The organism is Clostridium amylolyticum, assembly GCF_900142075.1.
Taxonomy (GTDB): Bacteria; Bacillota; Clostridia; order Clostridiales; family Clostridiaceae; genus Clostridium_AA; species Clostridium_AA amylolyticum.
Genome location: NZ_FQZO01000004.1, coordinates 170,911 through 184,307 on the forward strand (window position 1 = coordinate 170,911; position 13,397 = coordinate 184,307).

Below are 13,397 nucleotides of genomic sequence, written 5' to 3' on the forward strand. Positions count from 1 at the left end.
AAACTACATTGCCTATATGTATTTAGCATTATATTGTCCAAAAGTATACCTGATTTATTTATAATTCTAGTATAGCAAACATAACTATTAAATTTAAAGTTATATGCTAATATGTCTCCTCATTACATCTTTGTATTATATCTTTTATTTCTAATGTAGTGAATTTACTATCTCTTAATAAAACAATTTTTTGAAGCACTGGTATCTGTTCTTCAGAATACATTCTATATCCTCTAAATAAATCGACCTTTACAGGTTTTAATAATCCAATCTTATAATAGGCTTGTGTCAAGCAATAGACTAAACTTTTTTAAACACCTTGCAAATACGCCAAAAACCCAACAATAAACTGTTTAATGTTGGGTTTCAGAAAACTAAGTTAGAAAATATTGATAATCAAGTAGTGGTGTTTTTTGGCTCTCAAGTTAGAAAGTGCTTATTCCTTACGGATTTATTTCGCCGTTTTATTGATAAAGTCAATTTCATACTGACGTTCACCGTATTTTTTTTCGTTGTCAGTAATAATACCCTCTGTGAGGTTGATACGCAGAACGATTGAGTTCGGATTGTCTTCGTCACCAACTTCATCGAACCAGTTGAAGATTTTTTTAAATTTCGCTCTGATTTCCGCATTCTTCTCGTCCTTGACCCAACCTAGATTTTCAGCCGTGCCATGGAAAGCGTACCAATCTAACCCAGCCACGGAAACCTCGTTGTTCTTCTCAATTTCCAGCATTTTATTTTTTTGAGCGTCTGTAGAAACATAAAATACACCCTCTTCATAATAAGCGCAAACCATACGGACAGCAGGGCGGGGATTACCCTCAGTGTTTGGGGATAGTGATATTGTCGCAAGTGAAATAACTTCTTCTTTACCATTTCCACAACGTTCCTCCATAAGTTTCATGGCGTTTTCGTATTTGCTCATTTCAAATTTCTCCTTTTTTAAATTTATTTTTTCATGCTGTAACTATAACCAAACCACTTGAAACGCGGCTCAAAATTTACAATTCAAGCTTTAGCCACAAAGCGGGACGGACGCCGCCTGTACATTTGCCATCGCTGATGTTGCCTTTCAATATATTGTTGCCTTGAATACCTATATTACCGTCAGTGCCAAAGATGTACACGGCTTTTACATTAACGCGGCCGGGCGACCGAAGCCACCACCACCAAGCCCATTCTTTACCCAGAAGTTTTGCTATTCGCTTACTATTGTTTTCATCTTTTCTTTCAAACCAATATCTTTGATTTTTTCCTCGGTTTTGCAGTTTTGCACGGCTATCACCGAAATATTTGCACACTTCCTCAATGCTTAATAAAAATATACTGTCTTGCGTATCTGCTCCGCCATTTGAACCATACCACTGGTTGTCAGGATTTTTATTTAACACCGGAATTATTCTTGATTTATCAGTTTCGTTGAATTTATCATAAAATTCACCATTAAGATATTTTCTTAACGCGCAGTCAGCCCATGTTATATCTTTATAAGCATCATGGTAAGAACGTTGTTCTATAATATCTTCGGTTATAATTAAAGCCGTATTGTTTTGTATGTCAAGCACACGCCAATTATAGACACTGAATGATAATGATGAGTGGATTTTAATATCTTCCATTTAACCACTTCTTTCTTTGTAATAGGTAATCTTCCTTCTCCTTCGAACTTATTCTTAACCCTTCTCCTTAGTCGGAAACAATAAATCAAGCTGTAAATCTTCCATTTTACCGCCTTTTTGTACAAAATTATAAAAATTCAACGTTTTTTCAAACCCTTGTCCCACAACAGTTTCCGGCGATGTTCAATGTGGGGAATCCCAGTCATTATCATATTTATCGCTTGCGTTAACCCATTCTTTTAATAAACGCCAATCCTGGAAATCCCATGTCCTCAACACATGTGCTACATATAACCCGACGTCAAAAGTTTGCATTAATTCACTCCTCATTTTTGTTACTGTACTTTACTGTATACCATAGGGATATATCGTATCTCGTTTGTTTTTTCTTCGGGAGCAATGTCGACAAAACCTAATCGGTGATACACCTCAACTGCATAAGGCGACGAATTCACTGTGATTTCTTTTGCGGTGCTGTTTTCTAATACAATCTGAAAGAGCTTTTTTCCTATTCCCTGTCTATGGTGCTTGCCATCCACAAAGAATAGAGCGATATGGTTCCCCTTATTTCTCGTTGCAATTACTCCTAAAAGGGTTTCACTTTCATAAGCGCCATACATATTCAAGCTATCTAAAAAATCGTTATTATAGATTGTCGTGCGCTTGAAAGTCTCCACACCTTCCACGGAATAATCAGGCGCTTCAAACTGCATAAATACAGCCGAAACTAATTGAATGGCGGTATCTCTTTGATTTCTATCTATCTTTTTAATTTCCAATACAATACCTCCCTGCAGATGCAGATTAGATACTAGGCGCTGCTATTCATTTGTAAACAGTACAATTAACAAAGTAATACCCATAAAAATCTTCTTCGTCCGTTATGTTTATGGTTTTATTTTAGTTTGGCTTTCACTCAAACACAAGGACATTGCCCATGTTGCGTTTTTGGGGAGTAAATTGTATGATTACTCTCATTACCGCCTGCAAGAGAAATTGGAATTTTGTCAGCTTAATATATTGCTTATTTTGAAAAGTACTACTTTAACCGCTTCCTCATGACAAGCCCTTGTTCAGTCTCAAAAGACACATTAAATCCACTTTTTTTATACATCTCAAAATGGCCGCCAAAATCTGATGATTGATAATTAGATTCTTTGTATGGGTATGCCTCCACGAAGTCAAATCCATCCTGGACCGCATCCTTACACACACGCTCCAATAGCAGTGTGGCAATGCCTTTTCTTTTCATCTCCGGCGCAATCACGAAACAAAATATGGATTTCACCTTTATGCCCGTGTTAGATTCCTCTAAAGGTACATAATCCATAAATCTTCGCCAACTAGCGCATTTCAAGCAATCTGATTTCGTATTTGCGTTGCACCATCCAACGACCGTATCACCACTATAAACAAGATAACCTTGAATGTTATTGCCTTTAACATATTGTAAGGCACATTCTCTTCTTTTTTCTACTGTTGAAAGATCTTTGCCCTCATAATCATCGTTACACCAACACACACAATAACATTTATGCTCGTCCACATTGTTATCGTGTGGAGTAGTGTCAAAAAAATGCACGTAATCTTCTGCAAGCTTTGGTATTAACTTGCGTATCTCAATATCCATTCATTTACCTCCAGTAATATAAATAATTTACAATTCAAATTCCTATTTTCCACTGTGCAAACAATTTTCTATCTCTTAATGCAACACTTCCCAACCAATATTCTGCTCTTCTTCTATTTTTTCGCTTCTTATATTTTCTGCGAACCCATTTAACTAAGCAGCCATTGATATATCTAAGAACTCCATAAATCCTGCCATTAATCTATGGTCAACATAATACCAGTGTATCACTATAATTGGTTTACCTTCACCAATTATCTCATAGTTAATTGATATATCTTTTACCTTACACTCAACTCTATTTTAATAGTTCCCAATAAACTAAGCTGCAGTCTCGTTTAATTTCTTTCATTGCAACTTTTTCCAAAATCCTTATGGAAGGAGCATTATTTATAAGGCAATCTGCTTTAACGGCTCTAACCTTATCCTGGGAAAAAGCCCAGTCAATCATTGATTTTAATGCTTCAAAGCCATAGCCTTTCCCTTGTTCATCTTCAATAATCCCATAACCAATCTCTACATCCCCATTTTCATCAGGTGTACCCTTAAATCCTATGTCACCAATTATTGTCTTGTTATCTTTTAAAACCATCATCCATCCTTCAAAACCAGTAGGTTGTCCATTTCTCTCAAAATCTTTGATGATAAATGGTAATACATCCATAGTATCCTGTCTTGGCCATTTACTATTTGTCTTTAGTCCTAATTCTTCAACTTCCTTAACACTTCCACTAGCTAAAGCTTTAGCAATATTATAAGTAAAGGGGATTAATATTAGTCTTTCTGTATATATATTTTTTAATTCCATTTTTTCCTCCATAAATTACATTTATTAACGACTGTTTTAATTATTACACTCATTTGTGAAGATTACAAAGGAAAGATTAATTATAAAAATTCTTTCTTTACACTTTTTATAGAGCTTCAAACCTCTCCACGTCTTCCTCTATTATTATTAGTGAGCTTCTCCAAAAGTCTATTGAATGTAAATTTATATCCATTAACTTTCCTAAATAAAAGTTATTCATCTTTCCTGTAGCCGCTAGCATTTTGTCAAGTTATAACTAAGTTTATGATACGACTTAACCACTACTTTTTCTTTTAAACTATTCATATGAAGGGATTCGAGGAAAGTCTACGCTATTTATGCTACGGTTTAGCATCCCATATCCTAAACTCAAGTACTGGTAAAAACTAATCACATTATCTTTTCACTTCCATCTCATCTATACTTACATTAGGATTTTTATATCTCCCTTTTTTCTCTGTACCTTTTCCATATTGAATTGCCTTAACCGGGCAAAGATGTAGACACGCCAAACACTGAGTACATTCCCTTCCCCACTTAGGATTTCCTTCAACCTTTATTGTATTACTGTTACACACCCTTTCACAAATACCACAACCTATGCATCTATCATCAGCATAAAACTTTTTTGTATCGTTGGTACTTTTATTAAATAGAGGATTTATGATACCACTTAATACCTCGGGCATAAATCCCTTAACAACTTGAAAAACATCCCTTTTTCTCTCTTCTATAATTAAGTTTATATTTTTTAAAGCTTCTTCTGCCAATAAAAGTTTTTTTTCTTCGATGTCCTTTGAGTCCACATCCCCCATAATAATGTAATTATTAGGCATTACTACGGAAAACCCACTGTTCAAATTAAGATTCCTTTTTCTTAAAGAATTATCTAAAACCTTCATAGTATTTCCAATATTCTCACCACAGGTAGCTACAGAAAAAACATAATTATCCTTATAATTATCAAAACTCAATTTTTCTATAAAATTAAGCACCATACTTGGTGGTGCCCAAGCATATACAGGATAAACAAAACCTATAGTTTCCCCATCTTTTAAAGTATACCTAAACGTTGGATCTTGAGCATCTTCAACGATTTCTCCTGTCCCCCCTCCATCTTTTAACGCATACATAAACTCCGATTTCTTACTATTCATTTCCCTCGCTATAGAGATGAGCTTTTCCTCATTATACTTCCCAATACTTTTTGCCACCTGTAGAGAATTTCCTGTCCCTGAAAAATAAAATATCATACTATCTCACCTATTTCCAATTATATTATTTTACTATTCTTAATATTGATAAAAAATAGCTGTTTCAAATTTAATAATTTATTTTGAAACAGCTATGATACTGACTAATGCATACTAAGCTAAAATACTTATACTAGCCTAATACATACTCAGCTAAAACACTTTGTAATTCATATATGTTTAAGCTCTTATTAAATTGTTTCTCTATAGGCATCTGTGTTCCAGATATCCAAATTTTAAGCTCTGCATCTAAATCAAAGTTTCCTGCAGTTTCTATGCTAAAGTGGGTTATGTTTTTATAAGGAATAGAGTGATATTCTATCTTCTTTCCTGTAACACCTTGTTTATCCACAAGTATTAGTCTTTTATTTGTAAAAATAAACATATCCCTAACTAACTTGTATGCTTTTTCCACAGTCTCTGTAGATGTCAAAACATTTGCAAATGCTTTTTCAACTTCTTCAATTTTCACTTCAGAAGCATTGCCCATTAATCCATCAAATAAGCCCATAATATTCCTCCTAAAAATTAGTTTCTATTGAATATATTCTACACACAATTATATTAACCTTCTTATATGTGGAAATTATGTTATAATTTATATAACCATCCTTTACATATATTACTATTATATGAATTATTAAGGAGGCATGGGTATGGAGAATTCAAAAGATGGTTTAGAGATTAATAATTTTACTGAAGATGAAATGTGGATGTTTATAGGTGACAATGCTGAGTTTTATTTGGACAAATGGAGGACAGCAAAAAATCCTAAAGTGTATGCTGGATGGAATTGGGCTACATTTTTTGCAGGTATATTTTGGTTTGGTTATAGAAAAATGTACAAGACTCTTGCAATTATTCTAACAATTGATAATGTTTTAATGAACTTGATATTTTATTCTAATCCATATTTAAATACTTTTTTTATTAAACTTTATGGATTCCTCATGGAGTTTTTATTGGCATTTTTCGGTAACTCATTATACTATAATTATTCTAAAAAAACTCTTAGTGATATAAAGAAAAAATCTGAAGATGAATTACCCTTTCAAGGTATGCTACTCAAAAAAGGTGGAAATAACTGGGGTGGAGTAGGTATCGCAATTTTATTAAATATTTGTATTTCAGTTGTTATTACTGCTTTGTTTAAATATGTTATATTTCGTTGATTACCAAGTAAAAAGATAGCTCTAAGCTATCTTTTTATACTTCTAAATTTACTTACAAACTCCTCATCAGTTATAAAAACTTCTTTATATCCTAAGTTTTTGCATAATTGTGTAACATGGGGTGGTTCTAGAAAGGCTTTTATTACTTCTTTTTCCTTTCCATATACATATCTTGTATCCTCATGTAGGATTACTTGTCCTTGTGTAAATACGATGGTCCTTTCAAAACTTTTTTCCTTCTTACCCCATTTTCATCTAATGACCAAACTTGTGTAAATAAAATGGTTCTTTCAAAACAACTTGTTAAAGATTCTAAACTCTAAATGGCTCTTTTCCTCTCTATACTCTTTTTCCACGCATACATACCTAAGGATACCCCAATAACTCCATATACTATGAAAACTCTGAAATACTCTCCAATTTGAGGGTTGTCAAATAAATTCTTTCCTGCCATAGGAGAGATTATAAATAATGTGTGAAATAATATTATGCCTAAAAGAGCTTGTCCGTTTGTTGCTTTGGAAACTGAAGCCCCTCCTATAAGTAAAGCTGCTATAGCAAACATACCTACTTGTTCATGACTCCCATAGGTGTTTAGGGTTCCTATATTTTGGAGAAATATTAGTTGTCCCCAAGCTGCTAGTACTGTGGATATTATTATAGCTACTATTCTTGTCTTATTAACCTTTATTCCTGAAGCATTAGCTACATGCATATCTTGTCCTACAGTTCTTAAATCTTGTCCAAGCTTTGTCTTTACTATAAATGAATTAAATAAGCATACTAATCCTATTACCAAAAGAGTAATTATTGGTACATTAACAAATTTTAATGCCATGTTAAACTTTGGAATAAAAAGAGAACATGCTATTACTACTATGGCTAAGAATATATTAAAAATATATTTTACATTAATATTTATATGTTTTACTTTAGCCATAATAATTTTAATAACATTAAATAGTATTACCCCTCCTAATAAAATTAGAGCTGTAACTAATAAATCCAATTCAAAAATACCATCTAAGGCATATTTTATACCATTGTTTAAGTCCACGGTGTTTTTTATGCCTATTCCCCCGCTTAGTACAAGCACAGGATTCTTCATAGGAATAATGGTTCCTACAAAAAATAGAAATAAAAGCTGATAAAGTCCATTGGCAAATAGACCCAATATCATACTAGCTATCATCTCTTGACCTTTTGTCTTATTAAGCAACTTTCCAGTAAAATATCCAAATATTATAGCTATAGGCGTGCTTAAAAGTACACAGAGCATAAAACCTGCTAGGCCTGTTACTTTCCAATGGGTTACAGCTATAATGGCTATCTGACCCGCCATGGCACCAATAACTATACCAAAGTTTAATCCCATTCCAGCAAGTACTGGAATAATTAAGGAAAGTACTAGGAATAGATTTCTAGATATTCTGGTAACTAATTCCCCTAGTACAAAAGAAATTGGCTGCTGAGAAAGTTTTATACCTATAGCACATAATACTACAAATAATATTGTTACCATATTATTAAATAACCATGCTTTAATTTTTGAGAAAACATCTAATTTTTCTTTCATTCCTCACTACCCCCTACCTTAGTTAAAGCATATAAAATAATTCCATTGCTTATGATAATTCTTACTACCTCCGCAAGGTTTCCTTCAGTAACTATTTTATTTGCCACAGGAAGTCCTATGGTAAGAAGTCCTTGAAATAATATAGTGCCTATAATTACATGTGATATTTTAGCCTTAGTTGCTGAAGCTCCCCCTATTAAAATAGCTGCTACTGCTGCAAAACCCATCATCATAGGAGCTTGATATAACTGATAGAAGCCGTAGCTTTGTGCATAAACTATTATCCCCACAGCTCCTAATATAGTTGAAAGCATAGTTCCAAATATTCTAGCACTTTGTATATTTATACCAGAAGCCTCTGCAAACTTGGGATTGCTTCCTGCTGCAGACATGGATATCCCCTTTTTGGTCCTTAAGATAACCCACATAATAAAGCAGCATGCTAAAAACATTAATATTAAACCCGTAGGAACCACTACTCCAGCAATTTTAAAACTAAAAGCATGATCTAGCACCTTATCATATCTATCGCTAAGGGCTATGGTGGTCCTTAGTCCTTGTCCAATAGGCCACTTTATTTCTGAACTTTTAAAAGGAAGAAGTAGCCATGCTATACACATTAATGACACTGCAGAAAAACCCATATAAGTGGATACCATCATTTCAGATCCTTTAACTTTGTTTAAAAGAACTCCATAAAAATATCCCACTACCGCAGCTATTGGAATAGCTACTAGTATTGCTACAAATAGAGCTATACCCCCTGTTAAATTCATCTCTAAACTTATTAATCCTCCTAAAAGTCCGCATAATATACCTAAAGGAAGACCAAAGTTTAATCCTATACCGCAAAGTATTCCTGGCACCATAGCCAGCACAAGAACTCCATTCATGCCTGTCCTTACTAAAGTATCGGATATAAGCATATTTATTGGTAAACCTAAAATTATGGACAAAATACAAAGAATTATAAAAAAACAAATTATTATAACCCTTGGAAGGCCTATACTTTCATACCAATGTTTAAGTTTTTCTCTCATTTCTCTTCCTCCTTTTGTGATGGATTTTTACTTGTAAAAAGTGGACTGACGGAGTAACTTTTGCCCCTTTCTTCATCCTTCTGTATATGTGGCTCCATGAGAGTATCACTTGAATTTGGTTTGATCCATATTCTTTCTTCCTTCTCCTGTACTTCAATATCAATATGTCCAGCTAGTAATAATCCATATTCTGCATCACTAGCTTCTGGCTTTAATATGCCAGCAATCTTTCCTTCAGATACTATAACTACTCTTTCGCATATGGATCTAAGCTCTGCTAATTCAGAAGAAGTCATGATAATAGTCATACCCAATTTCTTATTCAATTTAACCAATAAATCTAGCACCAGTTTTTTTGCTCCTACATCTATACCTCTGGTTGGCTCCGATACGAATAGTATCTTAGGATTAAGAGTAAGTGCTCTAGCAATACACACCTTTTGCTGATTACCTCCACTAAGCCTTCTTGTAATCTGATTAGGTCCAGTACATCTAATATCCAAATCTTTTATCATTTTATTGCAATGTTCTCTAACCTTTTTTTTATCTAATTGTGTAAATAGCAAGTATTTATTTACAAATGCATCATTTATGTGCATAGAGGTTATAACAATATTATTTTCAATACTATCATCTAATAAAAGCCCAACCCCTCTTCTATCTTCAGATACAAAAGCAATTCCGTGTTTTAAAGATGCTTCAGGTTTATTAAGAGGTATTTCTGAGCCTTCCATGGTTACCTTACCAGAACTTCTGAAAAGTCCCATTATTCCGTTAGCTATACCAATTTTACCTTGTCCTGCTAACCCTCCTATACCTACTATTTCCCCCTTGTATATATCCAAGTCTATGCCTTTTACTTTTTCTCCTGGCATGTCTACATTTAAATTTCTAACCTGGAGGATGGTTTCCTTATCTTTATCTTCCTTACTGGTATCGCTTACTAACCTCTCTATTTTTCTTCCTACCATTAGCTCAGCCAGTTCCACAATATTAGTTTCTTCAGTATTTCTATGGGCTACTACTTCACCATCCCTCAATATGGTAATTCTATGTGCTGAATTTATTACCTCATCAAGTCTATGAGTTATAAAAATAATAGCTATACCTTGGTCAGCTAATCTCTTCATAGCTTCCATAAGCTTTTCAGCTTCGCTTTCTGTAAGTACAGCAGTAGGCTCATCAAAAACCAAAAGCCTTATGTTTTTCTTATCTATTTCTCTAGCTATTTCTATAAACTGCATATAGCCAACTGGGAGCCCTTCTACCTCTACATACTCTTCCACACTTAGTCCGGCAGTATTTAAAGCTCTTCTGCTTTCTTTGTTCATAACATCATAATTTAAGCTTTTTAAAGAATGTCCAAGAAATCTGCTTACGATATTATGCTTAGTTATTTCCCTGTTAAGCTTTATATTTTCTGTAATAGTAAAGCCTGGAATAAGCATAAACTCTTGATGTACCATGCCTATTCCTGCATTCATAGCATCCTTAGGGTTCTTAATATGAGAAGCTTTACCTTCATATAATACTTCTCCTTTAAATCCTCCTGTATTATGGATTACAGGCATCCCAAAGAGTATATTCATTAAGGTAGATTTCCCTGCACCATTTTCCCCTAGTAGGGCATGTATCTCACCTTTTTTTATATCCAAATTGACATTTTTAAGCACCTTATTACCAAAATACTCTTTTTCAATATTCCTCATTGAAAGCACTGTTGTTTCCTGCAAGTTTCTCCCCCTCCTTATTTTATAAGGTTAAGGAGTGAAGACAAGCTTCACTCCCCTTAACTACATATCATCAAGTGATTATTATATTAATTAGAATGTTATATAGTCTGAAAGTAGCATGTAGAAATTATCTAGCTTTTTCTTTGTTTTTTCATCATCTAAAGTAGTAATCTTAACAGGTTTTTTTGATATATCTGTGAATATTGCTTCCAATTTAGCCTTGTCATTCTTTCCATTAGTTTTGCCTTCTAAGAATTCTTTAGCATATTCTACTCCGCCTTCAACAAACATCATATTAATTGGAACAGGCCATGTAGAAAATCTTCCTTTTCCACCTTTTTCAGCAATTATTCTAGTTTCTTCTTGTACTATATAATCAATGTTACCTTTCTTATCTTCAGGTATGCTTATACCTAAAGCTCCTGGATATCCATGATAAGGTGATGGACAACATTGCTGTGGGAATATTGCTCCTTCTTGTAATACCGCTTTGATAAGTGGCTCTTGCATAGCACAGTTAGTACTAAAGAAAGCAGTATCTTTGCCCAGTTCCTTTACCTTTCTAGGTACATCTTCTAATATAAACTGTTGAGCTCCTGGAACCCCAGCATCACCAGTGGGATCTGGAGCTGTGGCATCAACAAATTCCAAGCCTAACTTTTGGCATGTTTCTTTTAGTAAATCTCTTCTCATGGCCAACATTTGATAAGACATATGTCTTGGGAATGAATAGTGAACAAATTTCTTTGCCCCTAACTTTTTAGCTTGCTCTATAATAGTGGTCCCCATTCCTAACTCATCCGCTTGAAGTACTATATCAGCTTTTGATGCTATCATATCTGGATCTTCCCCTGGAACTCCAGCTATAAATAGCATGTCTTTACGTTTTTCTCTTACCTTATCTATAGCTGCAGAGGCTCCCGGAACCGCTTGTACAAATATAATAGCCTTAACATCTGGGTCTGCTGCAAGACTTAAAGTATTAGCAATAGTTGTCTCTTGCTCCTTAGTAAAATTATCCGGATATGTTTGAAGTACAATCATATCGCCATACTTATTTTTCATTTTTTCTGCAGCCCTATACTCTTCTTCATTTTGTGATACAGTTCCTGTTATAATACCAATCTTAAACTTCTTAGCAGCATTAGAGCCTTCTGATTTTTTCACACACCCCACTAAGCCTAAAGTCAAAATTCCAGCAAGAACAAAGGAAGCCGCTTTTTTAAACATCCATATCCCCCCTAATTAAATATCATCGCATTTTGATATTTTATAATTATTAATATTAATAAAGTTCAAAAGATATTCTTAATTAATTAAGAATTTAAAATTGAAGGGGACGGTTAATGAAATTTCACTATATATTTAAACTTTATATGGGGACGGTTAATGATAGTTTCATTTAAAGTACCTTTATCAAGTAATTTAACACACAATATAAAACACATACTTAAGCATACTATTTTATTAATTTGCCTGATTAAACAATTTACTTCATGTTAATAATTGAAATAGTTTAATAAATTAAGAAATGAGGTGTTTTATTTGCCAAGATGTCAAAGAATAAAGTCTGAAGATGCAATCTATCATATTATGGTTAGGAGTATATCAGAAATTTCATTGTTTGAAGATGATAAAGACAAAGATAAATATCTATTCTGTATAAAACAGTACCAAGAAATTTACAATTTTAAAGTATATGCTTACTGTATCATGCCTAATCATGCTCATTTAATAATCGATTCCAATGGTGCAGATATTTCAAAAATAATGCATAGCATAAATCTTAAATATGCGCTCTCTTATAATTATAGTCACAATAGACATGGACACTTATTTCAAGACAGATTTAAAAGTAAGATAGTACATAATGAAAATTATCTAATCACCTTATCTGCATATATTCACAACAATCCTTTAAAAGTAAAAGGTTATGAAAATCAACCTGAGAAGTATAAGTATTCTAGCCTGAAAACATATTTAGGGTTAGAGAAAGATAGTTCTGGCCTTTTAGATGAAACTTATTTAATGAATATATTAGATCTTAATGTTGGGAGGACTAGGAAAAATTATTTAAAGTTAGTATCTTTATGTAATGAAGAAAAATGGAATAAAGAAATAGAATTCCAAGATGAAAAAACAGAATATAGAAGTGAACGAAGAGTATTAATAAGGGATTTTAATCCTGAAGATATATTAGAATTTATAGCAAAAGAAACTCAAATAGATAAACTGTTGTTTTGTATAAGATATAATAAAAAATCAAATGTTGTTAAAGCTTTAGCTGCTATAATGATGAGGAGTTTGTGTAATATTAAAATAAAAGATATATGTAATATACTTGGTAATATAACTCAATCTACAGTATCTAGACTATGCACTTTAGGTGTAAATTTAATATCAACTAACGAAGAATATAAAAACTTGTTTGATAAATTAATATGTCAACAGGTTAGCCTTGTGCCTTAAAGAAACTAATATTAAATTTTACTAATAGAAATATATAAAACTAAATACCTCTCATTTTCAAAAATCAAATAAGAGGTATTACTGATATGCAAAT

14 protein-coding genes are annotated in these 13,397 nt (G+C 33.1%); 2 read left to right on the forward strand and 12 right to left on the reverse strand.

The window, feature by feature from the left end; all coding sequences use genetic code 11:
- Positions 1-106: 106 nt before the first annotated feature.
- From BUA82_RS21135 to BUA82_RS10755, 8 genes are all read right to left on the reverse strand, one after another.
- Positions 107-292: a MerR family transcriptional regulator gene (locus tag BUA82_RS21135; protein WP_073007703.1), complete on the reverse strand. Its 186-nt coding sequence runs from the start codon at positions 290-292 to the stop codon at positions 107-109.
- A gap of 159 nt (positions 293-451) precedes the next feature.
- Positions 452-928: a pyridoxamine 5'-phosphate oxidase family protein gene (locus tag BUA82_RS10720; protein WP_073007705.1), complete on the reverse strand. Its 477-nt coding sequence runs from the start codon at positions 926-928 to the stop codon at positions 452-454.
- Between the two features lie 76 nt (positions 929-1,004).
- Positions 1,005-1,622 (reverse strand): DUF6273 domain-containing protein, encoded by a 618-nt coding sequence (locus BUA82_RS10725; protein WP_073007708.1) that lies wholly within the window; start codon positions 1,620-1,622, stop codon positions 1,005-1,007.
- Positions 1,623-1,957: 335 nt separating this feature from the next.
- A complete protein-coding gene (locus BUA82_RS10730) occupies positions 1,958-2,401 on the reverse strand; it encodes a GNAT family N-acetyltransferase (protein WP_073007711.1) in 444 nt (147 codons plus the stop codon).
- A gap of 260 nt (positions 2,402-2,661) precedes the next feature.
- Positions 2,662-3,252 (reverse strand): GNAT family N-acetyltransferase, encoded by a 591-nt coding sequence (locus tag BUA82_RS10735; RefSeq protein WP_073007713.1) that lies wholly within the window; start codon positions 3,250-3,252, stop codon positions 2,662-2,664.
- A gap of 298 nt (positions 3,253-3,550) precedes the next feature.
- On the reverse strand, positions 3,551-4,060 hold the full coding sequence (locus BUA82_RS10745) for a GNAT family N-acetyltransferase (RefSeq protein WP_073007715.1): 510 nt from the start codon (positions 4,058-4,060) through the stop codon (positions 3,551-3,553).
- Between the two features lie 395 nt (positions 4,061-4,455).
- Positions 4,456-5,313, reverse strand: a complete 858-nt coding sequence (locus BUA82_RS10750) for an EFR1 family ferrodoxin (RefSeq protein ID WP_073007716.1) — start codon at positions 5,311-5,313, stop codon at positions 4,456-4,458.
- Between the two features lie 133 nt (positions 5,314-5,446).
- On the reverse strand, positions 5,447-5,824 hold the full coding sequence (locus tag BUA82_RS10755; protein WP_073007717.1) for a PH domain-containing protein: 378 nt from the start codon (positions 5,822-5,824) through the stop codon (positions 5,447-5,449).
- 145 nt (positions 5,825-5,969) lie between these two features.
- Here BUA82_RS10755 and BUA82_RS10760 point away from each other — a divergent pair, with 145 nt between their 5' ends.
- Entirely contained in the window at positions 5,970-6,485 is a 516-nt protein-coding gene (locus BUA82_RS10760) for a DUF2628 domain-containing protein (protein WP_073007719.1), read from the forward strand.
- 319 nt (positions 6,486-6,804) lie between these two features.
- On the opposite strand, the gene BUA82_RS10765 is transcribed toward BUA82_RS10760, so the two are convergent.
- The 4 genes from BUA82_RS10765 to BUA82_RS10780 form a co-directional block, all read right to left on the reverse strand.
- On the reverse strand, positions 6,805-8,061 hold the full coding sequence (locus BUA82_RS10765; protein ID WP_073007721.1) for an ABC transporter permease subunit: 1,257 nt from the start codon (positions 8,059-8,061) through the stop codon (positions 6,805-6,807).
- Complete coding sequence (locus BUA82_RS10770) at positions 8,058-9,101, reverse strand: ABC transporter permease subunit (protein ID WP_073007725.1); 1,044 nt, start codon at positions 9,099-9,101, stop codon at positions 8,058-8,060. Before BUA82_RS10770 ends, BUA82_RS10765 begins: the two co-directional genes overlap by 4 nt.
- Complete coding sequence (locus tag BUA82_RS10775) at positions 9,098-10,834, reverse strand: sugar ABC transporter ATP-binding protein (RefSeq protein ID WP_073007729.1); 1,737 nt, start codon at positions 10,832-10,834, stop codon at positions 9,098-9,100. The genes BUA82_RS10770 and BUA82_RS10775 overlap by 4 nt, the downstream gene beginning before the upstream one ends.
- 90 nt (positions 10,835-10,924) lie before the next feature.
- Positions 10,925-12,064, reverse strand: coding sequence for a DUF3798 domain-containing protein (locus BUA82_RS10780; protein ID WP_073007732.1), 1,140 nt, complete (start codon positions 12,062-12,064; stop codon positions 10,925-10,927).
- Positions 12,065-12,370: 306 nt separating this feature from the next.
- Here BUA82_RS10780 and BUA82_RS10785 point away from each other — a divergent pair, with 306 nt between their 5' ends.
- Entirely contained in the window at positions 12,371-13,303 is a 933-nt protein-coding gene (locus BUA82_RS10785; RefSeq protein WP_083599896.1) for a transposase, read from the forward strand.
- Positions 13,304-13,397: the final 94 nt, after the last annotated feature.

Bases quoted from the DNA above. Each gene is read 5' to 3' on its own strand.
- BUA82_RS10720 (WP_073007705.1), bottom strand. From the start codon at position 928: ATGAGCAAATACGAAAACGCCATGAAACTTATGGAGGAACGTTGTGGA.
- BUA82_RS10725 (WP_073007708.1), bottom strand. From the start codon at position 1,622: ATGGAAGATATTAAAATCCACTCATCATTATCATTCAGTGTCTATAAT.
- BUA82_RS10735 (WP_073007713.1), bottom strand. From the start codon at position 3,252: ATGGATATTGAGATACGCAAGTTAATACCAAAGCTTGCAGAAGATTAC.
- BUA82_RS10745 (WP_073007715.1), bottom strand. From the start codon at position 4,060: ATGGAATTAAAAAATATATATACAGAAAGACTAATATTAATCCCCTTT.
- BUA82_RS10750 (WP_073007716.1), bottom strand. From the start codon at position 5,313: ATGATATTTTATTTTTCAGGGACAGGAAATTCTCTACAGGTGGCAAAA.
- BUA82_RS10755 (WP_073007717.1), bottom strand. From the start codon at position 5,824: ATGGGCTTATTTGATGGATTAATGGGCAATGCTTCTGAAGTGAAAATT.
- BUA82_RS10760 (WP_073007719.1), top strand. From the start codon at position 5,970: ATGGAGAATTCAAAAGATGGTTTAGAGATTAATAATTTTACTGAAGAT.
- BUA82_RS10765 (WP_073007721.1), bottom strand. From the start codon at position 8,061: ATGAAAGAAAAATTAGATGTTTTCTCAAAAATTAAAGCATGGTTATTT.
- BUA82_RS10770 (WP_073007725.1), bottom strand. From the start codon at position 9,101: ATGAGAGAAAAACTTAAACATTGGTATGAAAGTATAGGCCTTCCAAGG.
- BUA82_RS10780 (WP_073007732.1), bottom strand. From the start codon at position 12,064: ATGTTTAAAAAAGCGGCTTCCTTTGTTCTTGCTGGAATTTTGACTTTA.